At 69.8% G+C, this 16,674-nt stretch carries 16 protein-coding genes and 1 pseudogene; 7 read left to right on the forward strand and 10 right to left on the reverse strand.

Going from position 1 to position 16,674, the window contains the following annotated elements:
• Window positions 1-9: 9 nt before the first annotated feature.
• The gene (locus OKJ99_RS27515; RefSeq protein WP_326020328.1) at window positions 10-666 is read left to right on the forward strand and encodes an MBL fold metallo-hydrolase; all 657 of its coding nucleotides are present in this window, start codon (window positions 10-12) and stop codon (window positions 664-666) included.
• A gap of 4 nt (window positions 667-670) precedes the next feature.
• On the opposite strand, the gene aroQ is transcribed toward OKJ99_RS27515, so the two are convergent.
• The 7 genes from aroQ to OKJ99_RS27550 all read right to left on the reverse strand — a co-directional run bounded on the left by aroQ (window position 671) and on the right by OKJ99_RS27550 (window position 8,019).
• Window positions 671-1,144: a type II 3-dehydroquinate dehydratase gene (aroQ, locus tag OKJ99_RS27520; protein WP_326020329.1), complete on the reverse strand. Its 474-nt coding sequence runs from the start codon at window positions 1,142-1,144 to the stop codon at window positions 671-673.
• A gap of 84 nt (window positions 1,145-1,228) precedes the next feature.
• Window positions 1,229-2,329 carry a calcium:proton antiporter gene (locus tag OKJ99_RS27525; RefSeq protein ID WP_326020330.1) on the reverse strand — a complete coding sequence of 367 codons (1,101 nt, stop codon included), beginning with the start codon at window positions 2,327-2,329 and terminating at the stop codon, window positions 1,229-1,231.
• An 83-nt stretch (window positions 2,330-2,412) separates the two neighbouring features.
• A complete protein-coding gene (locus OKJ99_RS27530; RefSeq protein ID WP_326020331.1) occupies window positions 2,413-2,715 on the reverse strand; it encodes a hypothetical protein in 303 nt (100 codons plus the stop codon).
• 129 nt (window positions 2,716-2,844) lie between these two features.
• Entirely contained in the window at window positions 2,845-3,834 is a 990-nt protein-coding gene (locus OKJ99_RS27535) for a TerC family protein (protein ID WP_326020332.1), read from the reverse strand.
• Between the two features lie 390 nt (window positions 3,835-4,224).
• Window positions 4,225-4,800 carry a TerD family protein gene (locus OKJ99_RS27540; protein WP_326020334.1) on the reverse strand — a complete coding sequence of 192 codons (576 nt, stop codon included), beginning with the start codon at window positions 4,798-4,800 and terminating at the stop codon, window positions 4,225-4,227.
• Between the two features lie 151 nt (window positions 4,801-4,951).
• A complete protein-coding gene (uvrB, locus tag OKJ99_RS27545; RefSeq protein ID WP_326020335.1) occupies window positions 4,952-7,093 on the reverse strand; it encodes an excinuclease ABC subunit UvrB in 2,142 nt (713 codons plus the stop codon).
• Window positions 7,094-7,170: 77 nt separating this feature from the next.
• On the reverse strand, window positions 7,171-8,019 hold the full coding sequence (locus OKJ99_RS27550) for an MHYT domain-containing protein (protein ID WP_326020337.1): 849 nt from the start codon (window positions 8,017-8,019) through the stop codon (window positions 7,171-7,173).
• A 269-nt stretch (window positions 8,020-8,288) separates the two neighbouring features.
• Between OKJ99_RS27550 and OKJ99_RS27555 the strand changes: the two genes are divergently transcribed.
• From OKJ99_RS27555 to OKJ99_RS27565, 3 genes are all read left to right on the forward strand, one after another.
• Window positions 8,289-9,164 carry a glycerophosphodiester phosphodiesterase gene (locus OKJ99_RS27555; protein WP_407700774.1) on the forward strand — a complete coding sequence of 292 codons (876 nt, stop codon included), beginning with the start codon at window positions 8,289-8,291 and terminating at the stop codon, window positions 9,162-9,164.
• Window positions 9,165-9,205: 41 nt separating this feature from the next.
• Complete coding sequence (locus OKJ99_RS27560; RefSeq protein WP_326020338.1) at window positions 9,206-9,778, forward strand: methylated-DNA--[protein]-cysteine S-methyltransferase; 573 nt, start codon at window positions 9,206-9,208, stop codon at window positions 9,776-9,778.
• 392 nt (window positions 9,779-10,170) lie between these two features.
• A complete protein-coding gene (locus OKJ99_RS27565) occupies window positions 10,171-11,382 on the forward strand; it encodes an MFS transporter (protein WP_326020354.1) in 1,212 nt (403 codons plus the stop codon).
• A gap of 210 nt (window positions 11,383-11,592) precedes the next feature.
• Here the strand turns inward: OKJ99_RS27565 and OKJ99_RS27570 are convergent, their stop codons facing one another.
• The gene (locus tag OKJ99_RS27570) at window positions 11,593-11,967 is read right to left on the reverse strand and encodes a cupin domain-containing protein (RefSeq protein WP_326020339.1); all 375 of its coding nucleotides are present in this window, start codon (window positions 11,965-11,967) and stop codon (window positions 11,593-11,595) included.
• 206 nt (window positions 11,968-12,173) lie between these two features.
• On the opposite strand from OKJ99_RS27570, the gene fdhA reads away from it, so the two are divergent.
• Window positions 12,174-13,400 (forward strand): formaldehyde dehydrogenase, glutathione-independent, encoded by a 1,227-nt coding sequence (gene fdhA / locus OKJ99_RS27575; protein WP_326020340.1) that lies wholly within the window; start codon window positions 12,174-12,176, stop codon window positions 13,398-13,400.
• Between the two features lie 84 nt (window positions 13,401-13,484).
• Here fdhA and OKJ99_RS27580 read toward each other — a convergent pair whose 3' ends face one another.
• Window positions 13,485-14,285, reverse strand: a complete 801-nt coding sequence (locus OKJ99_RS27580; RefSeq protein ID WP_326020341.1) for a methyltransferase domain-containing protein — start codon at window positions 14,283-14,285, stop codon at window positions 13,485-13,487.
• 174 nt (window positions 14,286-14,459) lie between these two features.
• Between OKJ99_RS27580 and OKJ99_RS27585 the strand changes: the two genes are divergently transcribed.
• On the forward strand, window positions 14,460-15,587 hold the full coding sequence (locus OKJ99_RS27585; RefSeq protein ID WP_326020343.1) for a magnesium and cobalt transport protein CorA: 1,128 nt from the start codon (window positions 14,460-14,462) through the stop codon (window positions 15,585-15,587).
• 27 nt (window positions 15,588-15,614) lie between these two features.
• Here the strand turns inward: OKJ99_RS27585 and OKJ99_RS27590 are convergent, their stop codons facing one another.
• The gene (locus OKJ99_RS27590; protein ID WP_326020344.1) at window positions 15,615-16,247 is read right to left on the reverse strand and encodes a nucleoside/nucleotide kinase family protein; all 633 of its coding nucleotides are present in this window, start codon (window positions 16,245-16,247) and stop codon (window positions 15,615-15,617) included.
• A gap of 44 nt (window positions 16,248-16,291) precedes the next feature.
• On the opposite strand from OKJ99_RS27590, the pseudogene OKJ99_RS27595 reads away from it, so the two are divergent.
• Window positions 16,292-16,674 (forward strand): annotated as a pseudogene (locus OKJ99_RS27595) (DUF2293 domain-containing protein); the annotation flags it as partial.

Genomic DNA, 16,674 nt, shown 5'->3' on the forward strand with positions numbered 1-16,674 from the left:
GCTGAATCCATGACGTACAGCGGAGCGGTGAAGGTCGGCGGCCCGGCGGATGTGCACGAGTTGCAGGACCTGATGATCTCCAAGGTCGCGGTCGGGCCGATGGACAACAACGCCTACTTGTTGCGCTGCCGCGCGACCGATCAGCAGCTCCTGATCGATGCGGCGAACGAGCCGGAGACGCTGCGGAACCTCATCGGCGAGGACGGCATCGCGGCCGTCGTCACCACGCACCGGCACGGCGACCACTGGCAGGCTCTCCAGGAGGTCGTGGAGGCGACCGGCGCGCGCACGTACGCGGGGCGCGAGGACGTCGAGGGGATCCCGGTGGCGACGGACGTCGCCGTCGCCGACGGGGACACGATCGAGTTCGGCCGGATCACGCTCACGGCCCGCCATCTGGTCGGCCACACACCCGGTTCGATCGCCCTGGTCTACGACGACCCGCACGGCCACCCGCACGTCTTCACCGGTGACTGCCTGTTCCCCGGCGGCGTGGGCAACACGTGGAAGGACCCCGAGGCCTTCGCGAGCCTCATCGACGACGTGGAGACGAAGATCTTCGGCACGCTGCCGGACGAGACGTGGGTGTACCCGGGACACGGGAACGACACGACGCTGGGCGCCGAGCGTCCCCACGTCCAGGAGTGGCGCGAGCGCGGCTGGTGACCCGCTACGCCTGCGCCGTACCCGGCGCGGCGAGCGCCGCCACCCGCTCCACGCCGAACGCGTAGCCCTGCACCCCGCATCCGGCGATCACGCCGTCGGCGCGCAGCGATACGTAGGAGTGGTGCCGGAACTCCTCGCGCTGGTGGATGTTGGAGATGTGGACCTCCACCACCGGCATGCCGTCGCAAGTGTTGAGCGCGTCCAGGATCGCCACGGAGGTGTGCGAGTAGGCGGCCGGGTTGATGACGATGCCCACGTGGTTCTCGCGCGCCTCATGGATCCAGTCGACGAGCTCGCCCTCGTGGTTGGACTGCCGGAAGTCCACGGTGGCGCCGAGCACGGTGGCCGCCTTGACGCACAGGGCCTCGACGTCGGCAAGGGTGTCGCGGCCGTAGATCTCCGGCTGGCGCTTGCCGAGCAGGTTCAGGTTCGGGCCGTTGAGAACCATGATCGGGGCGTTGGCGAGCGTGCGCGGCACGAGGGACCTCCGTAGAAGAGCGTTTGCTCCTTGAGGGTCTATCACGGCGCCACCACCGCCCGAAGGGCGGTGGGTAGAGGGCGGTCAGGGCGTGACGGCGAGCTCGATGTACGCGGCGAGGATCACCAGATGGACGCCGCCCTGCAGCGGTGTGGCACGGCCCGGAACGATGGTGAGGGTCGCGACCACCATGGTCAGCGCGAGCAGCACCATGTGGGTGGCGCCGAGCCCGAGGACGAGCGGCCCGGTCAGCCAGTACGAGGCGATGGCGACGGCCGGCACCGTGAGACCGATGCTGGCCATGGCCGAGCCGAGCGCGAGGTTGAGGCTGGTCTGCACCCGGTCCCTGCGGGCCGCGCGGAGCGCCGCGATGGTCTCGGGCAGCAGCACGAGCAGCGCGATGATCACGCCGACCACCGCCTGCGGCATGCCGGCCGCCGCCACCCCCTTCTCGATCGTCTTCGAGACGCCCTTGGTGAGTCCGACGACGGCGACCAGGGCGAGCGCGAGCAGGCCGAGGCTGAACAGGGCGGTCCGGGTGCTCGGCACATCCGCGTGGTCGTCGGCATCGATCACCTCGCCGTGCTTGGTGATCGGCAGGAAGTAGTCGCGGTGTCGCACGGTCTGCGTCGCGACGAAGAGCCCGTACAGGACGAGCGCGGCGACGGCCGAGAAGACCAGCTGGGAGGTGGAGAACTCCGGGCCGAGCTTGCTGGTGGTGAAGGTCGGCAGGACCAGGCAGAGCGTCGCGAGCGTGGCCACGGTGGCGAGGGCTCCCCCGGTGCCCTCGGACTGGAAGATCGCCACGCGGTGCCGCAGCGCGGCCGCGAGCAGGCTGACGCCGACGATGCCGTTGCAGGTGATCATGACGGCGGCGAACACGGTGTCGCGTGCGAGCGTGGAGCTCTTGGCCCCGCCGTCGGCCATCAAGGTGACGATCAGCGCGACCTCGATGATCGTCACGGCCACGGCGAGCACGAGCGAACCGAAGGGTTCACCGACCCGGTGGGCGACGACTTCCGCGTGGTGCACGGCAGCGAGCACGGAGGCCGCGAGGACCACCGCGACGACGGCGACGACGGCGCCCGGCAGCCCGCGTCCCCAGGTGAACGCGAGCAACACGATCGCGATCAGTGGCACCACCACGGTCCACTGCGTACTCAGCGCCCGCACTCTGGTGATCATTCATCGATGGTGCCCGCGCCGGGGTGGGGGCGCGACTTCACGCGCGGCGGCGCCCGTCGGGCACAGGGCGCCGCGCGCGTACGTCACTTGAGTTCGCGCATGTCCTTGAGGTCGCAGTTGGTGAAGGCCGGCGGGCGGGTACACAGGGCCGAGAGCTGCTGGTTGAGCGCGGCCACCTCGGGGTGCTCGTTGCTGCGCATCGCGTCCTCGTAGGACTCGAACTCGATGACCGCGAGATAGCGGCCCGTGGTGTCCCGGTCCTTGAGCATCATCCGGTGCGTGGGGCCGCCAGGAGTGCCCTGCATCCGCTGCTCGAAGGCCTCGAGCAGCTCCCGCATCTCGCCGAAGCGCTGGGACTCGAAGTCGATGATCTGGACGAACTTCATGGGGTCCTCCCCCGTCGTGCCCTCGCGCCCCCTCGGGACGCGCTCAGGGCACAACGAAGCACCGGGAGGGGCACGCGGCAATCGGCCGCGCACCGCTCCCGGTGCTGGTAATTCCTACGCTCGACGCCGTCAGGCCTCGATGCTGTCCTTCTGAGCCGCTTCGGCCGCATCCCGCTCGGCCTGCTTCTTCGAGGCGATGAGGCTGGTGATCGTCGTGACGATCAGGACGCCGCAGATGACGGCGAGCGAGACCGGGATGGAGATCTCCGGTACGTGCACGCCGGACTCGTGCAGTGCGTGCAGGACCAGCTTCACGCCGATGAAGGCGAGGATCACCGACAGGCCGTAGCTGAGGTGCACCAGCTTCTTGAGCAGGCCACCGATGAGGAAGTACAGCTGGCGGAGGCCCATCAGCGCGAAGGCGTTCGCGGTGAAGACGACGTACGGGTCCTGGGTCAGGCCGAAGATCGCCGGGATCGAGTCCATCGCGAACAGCACATCGGTCATGCCGATGGCGAGCATGACGACCAGGAGCGGCGTCATGACCTTCTTGCCGTGCTGCTTGATGAAGAGCTTCGTGCCGTGGTAGCTGTCCGCGACGCCGAACTTCTTTTCGATCGACTTAAGGAGGCGGTTCTCCTCGAACTCCTCCTCATCGTCGTCCGCCATGGCCTCCTTGATGAGCTTCCAGGCGGTGTAGATGAGGAAGGCACCGAAGATGTAGAAGACCCACGAGAAGTTGGAGATGATCGCCGCGCCGGCCGCGATGAAGATGGCCCGCAGCACGAGCGCGATCAGCACACCGAACAGCAGCACACGCTGCTGCAGCTGGGTCGGCACCGAGAACTTCGCCATGATCAGGATGAAGACGAAGAGGTTGTCCACACTGAGCGACTTCTCGGTGATGAAGCCGGCGAAGAACTCGCCGCCCGCCTGGCTGCCGCCCCAGACCATCAGGCCGACGCCGAACAGCGCGGCGAGCACGATCCAGACGACGGTCCAGATACCCGCTTCCTTGATCGATACGTCGTGGGGCTTTCGCCCGATGAAGAAGTCGACCGCAATGAGGGCGCACAGACCGAGAACGGTCAGCACCCACACAGTCATTGATACGTCCACTACTGCGCCTCCGGCGTCGTACGGCTACTGATCAGCGTCGTCGCTGCCGGAGGTCTCTTCCACCCGAGCGCCTTGGCGCGTCTCGAGCCGGCGCCCCGGGATCGACCGCCTTCTGGCCTGTCTTCCGTACTGACGGGAACGCCGCGTTGGAGTACTCCCCTCCGCGTCAAGGAGCGTACTCGAAACACCCATGAAAGGTAAAGGGAAAGGTAAAGTAGTCACCAAGTCCGCAGGTCGGAGGGCCATGTCCCGACGGTCTTTCGTCACCTGCGCGAGCGCCCTGACGCAGGATTCCGCTGCCCGCCGGGACTGTCGACGGCTCGTACGTCCATGCGTGGCCCAAGGGGGTGGCGCCGGCCCCTCACCAGCTCGGCCGCCCCCGTGGGTCCGCTACAGGCCGGGCAGGATCGAGGGCATCAGGTCCTGGAACGTGCGGCCGTGAGCCGCCGCGCCGAGGGCCGTCATCTTCCAGCCCGCGCCGTCCCGGTGCACCTTCGCCATGATCTGCGCCGTGTACTTTCCGCCGCCGTCGAGCGTGTAGCGGGCGAGCTCCTGATCGTTCGTCTCGTCGACCAGGCGGCAGAACGCGTTCTGCACCTCCTGGAAGGTCTGGCCCGTGAAGGAGTTGACCGTGAAGACGATCTGGTCGATGTGGGCCGGGACGCGCTGCAGGTCGACGACGATCGACTCGTCGTCACCCTGTCCCGCGCCGCCGACCAGGTTGTCACCGGTGTGCCGCACCGAGCCGTCATCGCTCACGAGGTGGCGGAAGAACACCACGTCGACGGGCTGCTTGTCGGCGAAGAGGACCGCTGACGCGTCGAGGTCGATCTCTCGCGTGCGCGTGCCGAACAGGCCGCGCCGAGGGGCCGCCTGCCAGCCGAGTCCCATCCGTACGGCGGTGAGGGTGCCCCCGCCCTGCTTCTCCAGGCTGATGGCCTGACCCTTGGTCAAGTCGATGCCCACGCGCTGTCCCCTCTCGAACCGTCCCCTGTTGCCGCGCCATATGCGCGGTATGGGCCAAACCCTAGAGGGCAGCGCCGACAACGCCGCCACCGCGGGCGGGGTTTTGTGGCGGTCCTGGAATACGCCCCGTCACCCCGCCCGTCGCGGCAGGTCAGGCGATGCCTGCCTCCTTCATCTGCCGCAGTTCCTTCTTCATCTCGGAGACCTCGTCGCGCAGCCGGGCGGCGATCTCGAACTGCAGGTCCGCGGCGGCCGCACGCATCCGCTCGGTCAGCTCCTCGATCTCCTGGGACAGCTCGGCGGCCGGACGGTCGGTGGGAACCGTCTCCTCCGCCTTGCCGCGCTTCTTCTTGGCCGGTGCTTTCTCCGCCTGGCCGAGTGAGGGCACGGGGGCCTTGGCACCCTTTCCGTCCTTGCCGCCCTTGCGGTACCCGGTGCCGAGCAGCGCCTCCGTGTCGACGTCCTCGCGCGCGATGGACGCCACGATGTCGTTGATCTTCTTACGGAGGGGCTGGGGGTCGATCCCGTGCGCCTCGTTGTACGCGACCTGCTTCTCCCGGCGGCGGTTGGTCTCGTCGATGGCCTTCTCCATCGCCGGGGTGATCCTGTCGGCGTACATGTGGACCTGGCCCGAGACGTTTCGCGCCGCGCGGCCGATCGTCTGGATCAGCGAGGTGCCGGAGCGCAGGAAGCCCTCCTTGTCGGCGTCGAGGATCGCGACCAGGGAGACCTCGGGCAGGTCGAGGCCCTCACGCAGCAGGTTGATGCCGACCAGCACGTCGAACTCGCCCGCGCGCAGCTCGCGCAGCAGCTCGACGCGGCGCAGCGTGTCGACGTCGCTGTGCAGGTAGCGCACCTGGATGCCGAGCTCGATGAAGTAGTCCGTGAGGTCCTCGGCCATCTTCTTGGTGAGCGTGGTGACCAGGACGCGCTCGTCCTTCTCCGTGCGCGTACGGATCTCGTGCACCAGGTCGTCGATCTGGCCCTCGGTGGGCTTCACGACGACTTCGGGGTCGACGAGACCGGTGGGGCGGATGATCTGCTCGACGTGACCGTCCCCGCGCGAGAGCTCGTAGTTGCCGGGGGTCGCCGACAGATAGACGGTCTGGCCGATGCGCTCCTGGAACTCCTCCCACTTCAGGGGGCGGTTGTCGAGCGCGGAGGGCAGGCGGAAGCCGTGGTCCACGAGGGTCCGCTTACGGGAGGCGTCGCCCTCGTACATGGCGCCGATCTGCGGCACGGTGACGTGCGACTCGTCGATCACGAGCAGGAAGTCGTCCGGGAAGTAGTCGAGCAGCGTGTTCGGCGGCGAGCCGGGCTCGCGGCCGTCGAAGTGCATCGAGTAGTTCTCCACGCCGGAGCAGGAGCCGATCTGGCGGAGCATCTCGAGGTCGTACGTGGTCCGCATGCGAAGGCGCTGGGCCTCGAGCATCTTGCCCTGCTTCTCGAGCTCGGCGAGGCGCCCCTCCAGCTCCTTCTCGATGTCGTTGGCCGCACGCTCCAGGCGCTCGGGGCCGGCCACGTAGTGGGTCGCCGGGAAGATGTACAGCGAGTCGTCGTCGCTGATGACCTCGCCGGTGAGCGGGTGCAGCGTGGAGAGCGACTCGATCTCGTCGCCGAACATCTCGATGCGGACCGCGAGCTCTTCGTAGACGGGGAAGATCTCGATGGTGTCTCCGCGCACCCGGAAGGTGCCGCGCTGGAACGCCATGTCGTTGCGCGTGTACTGGATCTCCACGAAGCGGCGCAGCAGGTCATCCCGGTCGATCTCGTCCCCGACCTTCAGGGGGACCATGCGGTCCACGTACTCCTGCGGAGTGCCCAGACCGTAGATGCAGGAGACGGAGGCGACCACGATGACGTCCCTGCGGGTCAGCAGCGAGTTCGTCGCGGAGTGGCGCAGGCGCTCCACCTCCTCGTTGACCGAGGAGTCCTTCTCGATGTACGTGTCCGACTGCGGCACGTACGCCTCGGGTTGGTAGTAGTCGTAGTACGAGACGAAGTACTCGACCGCGTTGTTCGGCAGCAGCTCGCGGAACTCGTTGGCCAGCTGGGCGGCCAGCGTCTTGTTCGGCGCCATCACGAGCGTGGGGCGCTGGAGCTTCTCGATCATCCACGCCGTGGTGGCGGACTTGCCGGTGCCGGTCGCGCCGAGCAGGACGACGTCCTTCTCGCCTGCCGTCACGCGCTTCTCCAGCTCGGCGATGGCCGCGGGCTGGTCACCGCTGGGCTGGTACGGGCTGACGACCTCGAAGGGTGCCACCGTGCGTTCGATCTTGGATACGGGCCGCATGGAACCAACCGTACGACCCACCACTGACAACCGGGCCCGAACCGCTGTCGAGCCCGGCCTTCAGGGGCTCCGGGGCATCAGTCCCGCGGTGTGCGCGAAGCCGGTCGCCCCAGGGGGCGGCGCAGGCGCGTGCCGGTCGGCGCGGGGGCCCCGAGCCGGGCCTCCGCCGCTCGGCTGTCACGCCAGTCGGGGCGGCCCGTGACCAGCATCGGGTCGAATACGACGACCACCCCGGCCAGGAGCAGGAAGCCCAGCGGACCGATCAGCATGGGCCAGAGGATGGCGGCGGCCGAGTCCCCTCCGGGGGAACCGACGGCATCGGTGTGCGCGTGGACGCTGACCCCCGCCATCGCCATGTAGTGCATCCCCGAGACGGCGAGCCCCATGATCAGGCTCGCGCCGAGGCTCCACATGATGCCCCGTACCTGGACGGCCGCCCACAGCGCGGCGGTCGCCGCCGCCATGGCGATGACCACGGAGGCGACCACGGTGAACGTGTTGTAACTGATCGTCCCGTGAAGACGCATTCCGGCCATTCCGAGATAGTGCATGGACGCCACTCCGAGGCCCGTGATGGTGCCCCCGGTGAACAGAGCGGTGCCGGTCGCGCCCTTGTAGCCGACGATGAAGACGCCGATGCCGACCATGAGGATGGCCACGCCGAGACTCGCGAACGTCATCAGCGGGTCGTAGCGGATCGGCATGTCCTCCACGCTGAAGCCCATCATCGCGATGAAGTGCATGGTCCAGATCCCGGAGCCGATCGCCGCGGAGCCCAGCGCGAGCCATCCCACCCGCCAGGTGTTGGCGACGAGCAGGGATCTGGTGGTGCAGCGCAGTCCCAGGGCGCCTCCGAGGCAGGCCATGAGATACGCCACCACCGGGGTGACGAGCCCGTAACTGAAGCCGTCCACCGAACCCTGCATGCGTGACAGCCTTCCGCCTGGTTTTCCGTGAGATGTGCAGCTCGTCCCTTCGCGCGCGGCCACCGGGACGACCGCGGGTGAGGCAGAAATTAAAGCGCACAAGGGAACGCCCGAACGATTTTCCGGCAAAGAAACCGGCCGCACGACACGGGGGTCGACCGCAGTTGAGTGACTCCATTCAACTCGTGACCATCCTGCGCCTACTTTTCGTTCGCTCTCAGCTGTCAATCTCGTACAGTCCGTGATCCCACGACGTATGAGGAGCACACGTGCACGCACGCGCAGCAGCCGCTCTGACCTCAGTGGCGGGCTCCGTCGTCATCGGTGTCCTGGTTCTGCCCACCGCCGCACAAGCCGCCCCCGCACACAACAGAACCGCGGTCGTCGCCCACCGCGGTGCCTCCGCCTACGCACCCGAGAACACCCTGGCAGCCATCGACAGGGCGCACGCCCTGGGGATCACCTGGGTCGAGAACGACGTGCAGCGCACCAAGGACGGCGCCCTGGTCGTCCTCCACGACACCACGCTGGCCCGCACCACCAACGTCGAGCAGGTCTATCCCGACCGCTCCCCGTGGAACGTGGCGGACTTCACCTCGGGTGAGATCGCCAAGCTGGACGCGGGCAGCTGGAAGGGCGTCGAGTACACGGGCGCCCGGATCCCGACGCTCCACGAGTACCTGCGGCGCGTCGACCGCAACCACCAGAAGCTGCTCATGGAGATCAAGTCGCCCGAGCTGTACCCGGGCATCGAGGGCCAGATCCTGCACCAGCTGCGCAGGGACGGCTGGCTGGACTCCCAGGACGTCAAGCACCGGCTGATCATCCAGAGCTTCAACGCGGACAGCGTGCGGACCCTGCACGCGCGGCGCCCGGACATCAAGACGGGCTTCCTCGGCACACCCGCCGTGTCCGAGCTGCCCGCGTACGCGAAGTTCGCCGACCAGATCAATCCCTCGCACACGACGATCTCGGCGGACTACGTCAAGGCGGTGCACGCGCTCAAGGGCCCGCACGGCAAACCGCTCGAGTCCTACACCTGGACCGTCAACGACGCGAAGACCGCGCAACAGGTGGCCGGCTTCGGCGTCGACGGGATCATCAGCAACGCCCCTGACGTGGTGCGGGCGGCCGTCGGCGGCTGAGCCGCCCGGCGTTGTCAGTGCCCGGCCGTACCGTGGTCGGCATGAACGCCACTGGACCAAGCGAGACCACTCCCGCCGCGCCGCGGCAGGCCGTGTGGGCCGTCGTGCGCAGTGACATCGGCCCGCTGCTGCTCGCCGCGACGGACGCCGGTCTGGTGAACGTGGTCTTCCACGCCACCGACGCGGTGCGGGACAAAGCGCTCGACCGGCTCGGCTCCCGCCTCGGGACCGAGCTCGTCGAGGCGCCCGACTCCCCCTTGCTCGCCGAGGCGATACGGCAGCTCGCGGAGTACTTCGCCGGCCGTCGGCGCGCGTTCGACGTGCCGCTCGACTGGTCACTGATCACCGGGTTCAACCGGGAGGTGCTGCGCGAGCTGTTCGCGGGGGTGCCGTTCGGGGCCGTCGTCGGGTACGGGGATCTGGCCCACCGGGTAGGACAGCCGGGAGCCGCACAGGCCGTGGGCATGGCGATGGGGTCGAATCCGCTGCCGGTCGTGGTGCCGTGCCACCGGGTCGTGGAGCGCGACGGCGGGATCGGCGGCTTCGGGGGTGGGCTCGAGACGAAGCGGAAGTTGCTCGCGCTGGAAGGGGTGTTGCCCGAGCCGTTGTTCTGAGACGGTCCTGGGGCGGGGCGGACGCCTGGAGTCCGCAGGGTTGATCGGGGCGGGGGTGTGCGTTGAGCACGGATGAGGGGCGGCTCGAGCGGCCGAAGGACGTGTCCGCGCAGGACGGGCGTGCGGAGGACAGCGGGCGGGCCGATGGCGCCGGACGCGCCGCCGACAACGGGCGCGCGGGAGCCCTCGATCGCTCCGAAGGCCTCGGCCGCGCGGGCGGCCGCGTACGGGCCGAGTGCGTCGGACGCGCCGACAGCACCCAGCGCGCGGGAGACCTCGATCCACCCGGTGGCCTCGGCCGCGCGGGCGGCGTCAGACGGGCCGGGCGCACCGGCCGCGCGGAAGACCTCGGACCGGCCGCGGGGCGTGAGCCGGGCCCGGGGACCGGGGCGCTGCAGCGGCGTACGCAGCGGGTGCTCGTCGCCTCGCAGATACTGGGCGGGCTCGGGACCGCCACCGGGATCGCGCTGGCCGCCGTGCTCGCCAAGAAGGTCAGCGGGGACGAAGCGCTCTCCGGCCTCGCGTCCACGGCGAGCGTCGCGGGGACCGCGGTGCTCTCGGTGCCGTTGGCCGCGCTGATGAACGCGCGTGGGAGGCGGGCCGGCCTCGTACTGGCCTATCTGATCGGCACGGTGGGGGCCGTGGTGACCGTCGTCGCCGCGGTGATCGGCACCTTTCCGCTGCTGCTCATCGGGCTGATGGGCTTCGGCGCGGCGTCCTCCGCCAACCTCCAGGCCCGGTACGCGGCCGCCGACCTCGCAGAGCCCGACCGGCGGGCCCGCGCCATCTCGACCGTCGTGTGGGCCACCACCATCGGCGCCGTCCTCGGGCCGAACATAGCGGCGCCCGCGGGCCGCAGCGTCTCCGGGCTCGGCATACCGGCGGAGGCGGGTCCTTTCGTGTGGGCGGCCGGGGTGTTCCTGATATCGGCGGTCGTAGTGCACGTACTGCTGCGCCCCGACCCCCTGTTGACCGCGCGGGCCCTGGCTCCCGCCGAGGAGCAGTCGCCCGCCGCGCGCTCCATACGGGCGGGCTTCGCGGCCGTGTCCGCGTCCCCGCGCGCCCGGCTCGCGCTGGTGACGGTGGCGGTGTCGCACACGGCGATGGTGTCCGTCATGTCGATGACACCCGTGGACCTCGAACACCACGGCGCGGGCATCGAGTTGATCGGGCTCGTGATCAGCGGGCACATCGCCGGGATGTACGCGTTCTCGCCGGTGATGGGTCGCCTCGCCGACAAGTTCGGGCGGCTCACGGTGATCGGGCTCGCGGTGGGCCTCCTCGCATGCGCGGCGCTGCTCGCGGGGACCGCTGGCGGGAGCCACGGGCAGAGCGCGGTGGCGCTGTTCCTGCTCGGGCTCGGCTGGTCGGCCGGGCTCGTCGCGGGCTCCGCGCTGCTCACCGACTCCGTGCCGCAGGCCGCGCGGGCCGCCGCGCAGGGACTCTCCGACCTGACGACGAGTCTGTCGGCGGGAATCGGCGGCGCGGCGGCGGGCATCGTGGTGGCGACGGCGAGCTACGCGTGGCTGAACCTGGCCGCGGCCTGCCTGCTGCTCCCACTCGGGGCGTTGGCCCTGTTCACGCGGAAGACCCAACACCCCTAGGGCCCTTCTGACGGATCTTGCTGGAGTCGCGAGCCCTGGCACGCACATCTGCGGCGTTGTCGTCGGTTGCCAACGCTCCGCGTTGACGCCCTCCTCCGCCTTGCAGCTGCACGCACCAGACCCCGCTTGTCGGCACCGCACGTGGACGCCGTCCGCGTCCAGCCTGATCCGTCAGAAGGACCCTAGCGGGAGCGGACGTTCGGACGCGGTTCAGCCCAGGGTGATGTGGTACGCCTTGCGCAGCGTCTCGTGCACCGTCCACGTCGTCCGGTCGCCCTCGCGCAGCACGGCGGCCGTGCCGGGGCCGAGTTCCAGGCTTTCGCCGCCCTCGACCGCGACGGTGGCGCGGCCGCTGACGACCACGAACAGCTCGTTCGCCTCGGTGTCGGTGACCACGCCGGGCGTGATCTGCCAGATGCCGCGCAGCTGCTTGCCGTCGGCCGACTCCCAGAGCACCTTGCCGGTCACCTCGGGGGCGCCGGAGACGACCTGTGCGGGGTCGAGGGGCTCGGGTTCGAGGTCCACGTCCGGGACGCGGACGGCGAAGGAGCCCAGGGCGGCTGCGGGTCGATCGTTCGTGGTCATGGCCACTCACCGTAGATGACCTGCGCCCCTCCTCTCACTGGACGGCCTGTGCCGTACGGGCCCCGCCGACTGGACGGCTCGTCGAGGCTTCAACAACTCCGCCCAAAGACTCCTCAGAACGCCGTTTCGGTAGCAGACTCCGCCGTGCGCACACCCGGAGCATCCGCCGTAGACGAGTCACGGAGCCGAAGGGACGGCGATCAGGCATGAGCGGAAACAGGGCAGTCGCATATCTCAAGCCGGGCACGGTGGAGGTCAGGACCATCGAGCACCCGACGCTGGAGCTGAAGGACGGGCCCGGAGTGGCCCCGCGGAACGTGGGCAGGACCTGTCGGCACGGCGTGATCCTCAAGGTGCTCGCCACCAACATCTGCGGCAGCGACCAGCACATGGTGCGCGGCCGCACCACGGCACCCGAGGGCCTCGTCCTGGGCCACGAGATCACCGGCGAGATCGTGGAGAAGGGCCCGGACGTCGAGTTCCTGGACGTCGGGGACATCGTCTCCGTGCCGTTCAACATCGCCTGCGGCCGCTGCCGCAACTGCAAGGAACGCAAGACCGGCATCTGCCTGAACGTCAACCCGGCACGGCCCGGGGCGGCTTACGGCTATGTCGACATGGGCGGCTGGGTCGGCGGTCAGGCCGAGTACGCCATGATCCCCTACGCGGACTTCAACGCGCTGCGCTTCCCCGACGCCGACCAGGCGCGCGAGAAGCTCCTCGACCTGACCATGCTCTCCGACATCTTCCCGACCGGCTTCCACGGAGCGGTGACCGCGGGCACGAAGGTCGGTTCAACGGTGTACGTGGCCGGGGCCGGGCCCGTCGGACTCGCGGCGGCGGCATCGGCGCAGCTGCTGGGCGCGGCCGTCGTGATCGTCGGGGACATGAACTCCGAACGGCTCGCGCAGGCACGGAGTTTCGGCTGCGAGACGGTCGACCTCACGCGCGGCACGGTGGAGGAGCAGGTGGCCGAGATCCTCGGCGTTCCCGAGGTGGACGCGGCCGTGGACGCGGTCGGCTTCGAGGCCCGCGCGCACGGCCCGGACGCGCCCGAGGCGCCGGCCACGGTCCTCAACTCCCTGATGGGTCTCACCGCGGCCGGTGGCGCGCTCGGGATCCCCGGCCTGTACGTCACCGACGACCCGGGCGGCGTCGACCAGGACGCGCGCACCGGAACGCTGAAGGTGCGGCTCGGCCTCGGCTGGGCGAAGAGTCACCGGTTCACGACGGGGCAGTGCCCGGTGATGCAGTACCACCGGGGCCTGATGATGGCGATCCTGCACGAGCGCGTGCACATCGCGAAGGCCGTCAACGCGACCGTGATCGGCATTGAGGACGCGCCGCGCGGCTACGCGGAGTTCGACCAGGGCGCGAGCCGGAAGTACGTCCTCGATCCGCACGGCGCGTTGAGCGGCGCCCGCCCGGTCTGACGCCGGTCCGGACAGTCGGGGTGAGGTGGGCTCCACGCGCGCGTGGAGCCCACCCTCACCCACCTCCGTAGCCCCCTACTTCATCTACTCCTTCCGCCCCCACGCCGAGATCAGCGGAGCCGTCGCCAGGTCCATGGAGCCCTCGGCCACATTCGCCAGGTGCTGGTCGATCTCGTCGTCCGTCGCCAGGCCCGCCGTCACGAGCTGCGCGCGGATCTGCCCGACCGTCGCCGTCTCCAGCGCCGTGCAGGCCGGTGACGCCAGCGGGAAGTACGCGTCCGCCTCGACCTGGCGCAGGCCCGCCGCACGCAAGAGTCCGGGCAGCTTGCGGCCGTACGACAGATCGGCGCCGCGCTCCGCGAGCAGGGAACGGAAGCCGTGCCGCAGGCGGTTGGCCAGCTCCTGCGCGGGGCCCGCCTCGTCCGGGCAGAGCAGGGGCTGAAGCGCGGGGTCGGCGTCCTCGATCAGCAGCCGGCCGCCGGGGCGCAGTGCACGGATCATCGATGCCAACGCCCGCTCCCGGTCCGGGACATGGACCAGGACGAGCCGCGCGTGCACCAGGTCGAAACTCTCCGCGGGCGGCTCGTCGACGCCGATGTCGTGGCGCCGCACCTCGACGGGCGTACGGGGTGTGGCGGTCTGCCAGGACGTGTCGATGTCGGTGGCGAGGACCCGGCCGGTCGGGCCGACCTTCCGCGCGAGCCACGAGACCACCGACGTACCACCGGCCCCGACCTCCCAGCAGCGCCAGCCGGAACCGATGCCGAGACGCTCGATGTGCCGGAACGTCGTGGGGTCGAAGAGGACCGAGAAGGCGTCGAAGCGCCGCCCCGCTTCGGGCTGCTGGTTGTCGAGGAGGTACGCGTGCTCGCCGGATCGCATCATGAACCGATCATCCCAGCCCAATCAGTGGATACGGGACATTGCGCAGCGGAGCGGAACCTTCCGTTCCCACAGGGGTAGACGCGCTGTCGGTGGCCGCTGGCAGACTGACCCATCAAGTCATCTTCGTGACGGAAAACGAACGGAACAACGGCCGGAAATCGGGAGGGCCAGAGCATGTCCATGGCGGGCAATCTGCGGAAGGTCGGCGGTCTGCGCAGGGTGGGCAGCCTGCGCAAGGTCGCGCGGCTCGCGCGGCGCACGCCCAAGGTCGACCTGAGCCACCCGGCGCGCTCCCCGCTGGGCTCCGCGGTGGTGAACTGCGTGACCTATCGGGAGGGCGTGCGCGAGTCGGGCGCCGGCGATCTCGTCGAGTCGGTGCGCGCGGTGCGCAAGTCCGCGGACGGTTTCGTCTGGCTGGGGCTGCACGAGCCGTCGGAGGTGGAGTTCGCGGACATCGCCGAGCTGTTCGACCTGCACCCCTTGGCCGTCGAGGACGCGGTGCACGCGCACCAGCGGCCCAAGGTGGAGCGGTACGGGCAGACGCTCTTCGCGGTTCTGAAGACGGTCTGTTACGTCGACCACACGGAGCTCACCGCGACCAGTGAAGTGGTGGACACCGGCGAGATCATGGTGTTCCTCGGCCAGGACTTCGTGATCACGGTGCGGCACGGCCGGCACGGCTCGCTCGGCCCCGTGCGCGAGCGGATCGAAGCGGACGCGGAGCAGCTGGCCAAGGGCCCGGCGGCGGTGCTGCACGCGATCGCGGACAGCGTCGTCGACGACTATCTGACGGTGATCGACGAGGTCCAGGCGGACATCGACGACGTCGAGGCGGCCGTCTTCGCGCAGAACGGCGCGAAGGCCGACCCTGGCCGGATCTATCAACTCAAGCGTGAGCTGCTGGAGTTGAAGCGGGCCGCGGTGCCGCTGTCCCGGCCGATACAGGAGCTTTCGGGGCGCCCCTTCCCCGCCGTACCGCCCGAGATACAGGCGTACTTCCGCGACGTGTCGGACCACTTGCTGCGGGCGGCGGAGCAGATAGCGGCCTTCGACGAACTGCTCAACTCGATCCTGCAGGCTCACCTGGCGCAGGTGACGGTCGCGCAGAACGAGGACATGCGAAAGATCACGGCGTGGGCCGCCATCGTGGCCGTGCCGACGATGGGCTGCGGCGTCTACGGCATGAACTTCGAGAACATGCCGGAGTTGCACTGGCGGTTCGGTTATCCGCTGATGATGTCCGTGATCGCGATGATCTGTTTCGTGGTGTACCGGGGGTTCAAGCGCAACGGCTGGCTGTGAGCCGCGGAGCCGCGCGGGGCGGAGCGGTCACCCGCTCCACGCCGGGTGGCGCGGGTCGTCGGCGCGGATGACGACGTCGGCGCAGGCCGCGGGTCCGGTCTCGGAGTCGTAGCGCTCGAAGGCCGGGAGCGTCCACTGCTCGGACTCCGGGGTGCGTCGCCGCAGCGCGCCCCGCGACAGGCTCACGTGAACGGTCAGGTCGAAGGGGAACCAGTGGTGCAGGAGCAGCGGGCCGTGCATCAGCAGCACGCCGCCGGGAGGGAGTTGGACGTAGTCGCTGCGGGTCGCGCGGTCTGTGACCGGGTCCCACAGGTCGGGCAGGACGCGGCCCGTGCCGTCCGGTTCGAGCGGGCCGAACACCTCGCGCCACAGGGCGCCCGTGTCGAACCAGCCGCTGTAGTACGCCTCGACGTCCCGGTGCCCGTACTCGAACCGGAGCGAGGCCGGGCGCAGAAAGCCCTCGGTGCCGACCGTGAGCGAAGACCGACCGCGGGTGCGCAGGGCCTCGGAGACGAGCACCGCGAGCTCGCCGGGGCGGGCGGCCGGCGCTCCGTCGAGGGCGACCTTCAGCCACGGGCCGCCGTCGGCCGGCTTCAGGTCGAGCAGCCGCTCGGCAAGGGTGTCGCCGAGCCGTTCCCAGGTGATCGCTTCAAGTCGCACGCACTCCATGATGCAGGGCCCGCCCAGGCGGGCATCACGCTCGTATGACCAGAGCCACCCCGGCACCGGCCGTCGCGCGCAGCCCCCTCGTCTTCCAGCCGGTCAAGCGCAGGCGGTGCGGCGCCTGTCTTCGGGGGCCGCTCGGCCTCCTGACCCTGGAGGGCGGGCAGCCCCGCTGTCTGGACTGCGCCGACCTGGGGCACCTCGTGTTCCTGCCGCGCGGGGACACGGCGCTGACCCGCAGGGCACGCGAGGAGAGCGCGCTCTCGGCCGTCGTCGTGCGCTTCCATCGGCGGCGCGGGCGGTACGAGCGGCAGGGAGTGCTCGTCGAGGAGCCGGCGCTCGCGCGGGCCGAGGCGCGCTGCCTGGCGGACGCGGAGGCGCGGGCCCGGCGGCGGGCGCGGGACGCGGTGCGGCGGGCGGCGCA

Source organism: Streptomyces endophyticus, from assembly GCF_035798155.1.
Classification (GTDB): domain Bacteria; phylum Actinomycetota; class Actinomycetes; order Streptomycetales; family Streptomycetaceae; genus Streptomyces; species Streptomyces endophyticus.

Coding starts and splice junctions, on each gene's coding strand:
- OKJ99_RS27515 (WP_326020328.1), top strand. CDS start 10: ATGACGTACAGCGGAGCGGTGAAGGTCGGCGGCCCGGCGGATGTGCAC.
- OKJ99_RS27525 (WP_326020330.1), bottom strand. CDS start 2,329: ATGATCACCAGAGTGCGGGCGCTGAGTACGCAGTGGACCGTGGTGGTG.
- OKJ99_RS27530 (WP_326020331.1), bottom strand. CDS start 2,715: ATGAAGTTCGTCCAGATCATCGACTTCGAGTCCCAGCGCTTCGGCGAG.
- uvrB (WP_326020335.1), bottom strand. CDS start 7,093: ATGCGGCCCGTATCCAAGATCGAACGCACGGTGGCACCCTTCGAGGTC.
- OKJ99_RS27550 (WP_326020337.1), bottom strand. CDS start 8,019: ATGCAGGGTTCGGTGGACGGCTTCAGTTACGGGCTCGTCACCCCGGTG.
- OKJ99_RS27560 (WP_326020338.1), top strand. CDS start 9,206: ATGAACGCCACTGGACCAAGCGAGACCACTCCCGCCGCGCCGCGGCAG.
- OKJ99_RS27570 (WP_326020339.1), bottom strand. CDS start 11,967: ATGACCACGAACGATCGACCCGCAGCCGCCCTGGGCTCCTTCGCCGTC.
- fdhA (WP_326020340.1), top strand. CDS start 12,174: ATGAGCGGAAACAGGGCAGTCGCATATCTCAAGCCGGGCACGGTGGAG.
- OKJ99_RS27580 (WP_326020341.1), bottom strand. CDS start 14,285: ATGATGCGATCCGGCGAGCACGCGTACCTCCTCGACAACCAGCAGCCC.
- OKJ99_RS27585 (WP_326020343.1), top strand. CDS start 14,460: ATGTCCATGGCGGGCAATCTGCGGAAGGTCGGCGGTCTGCGCAGGGTG.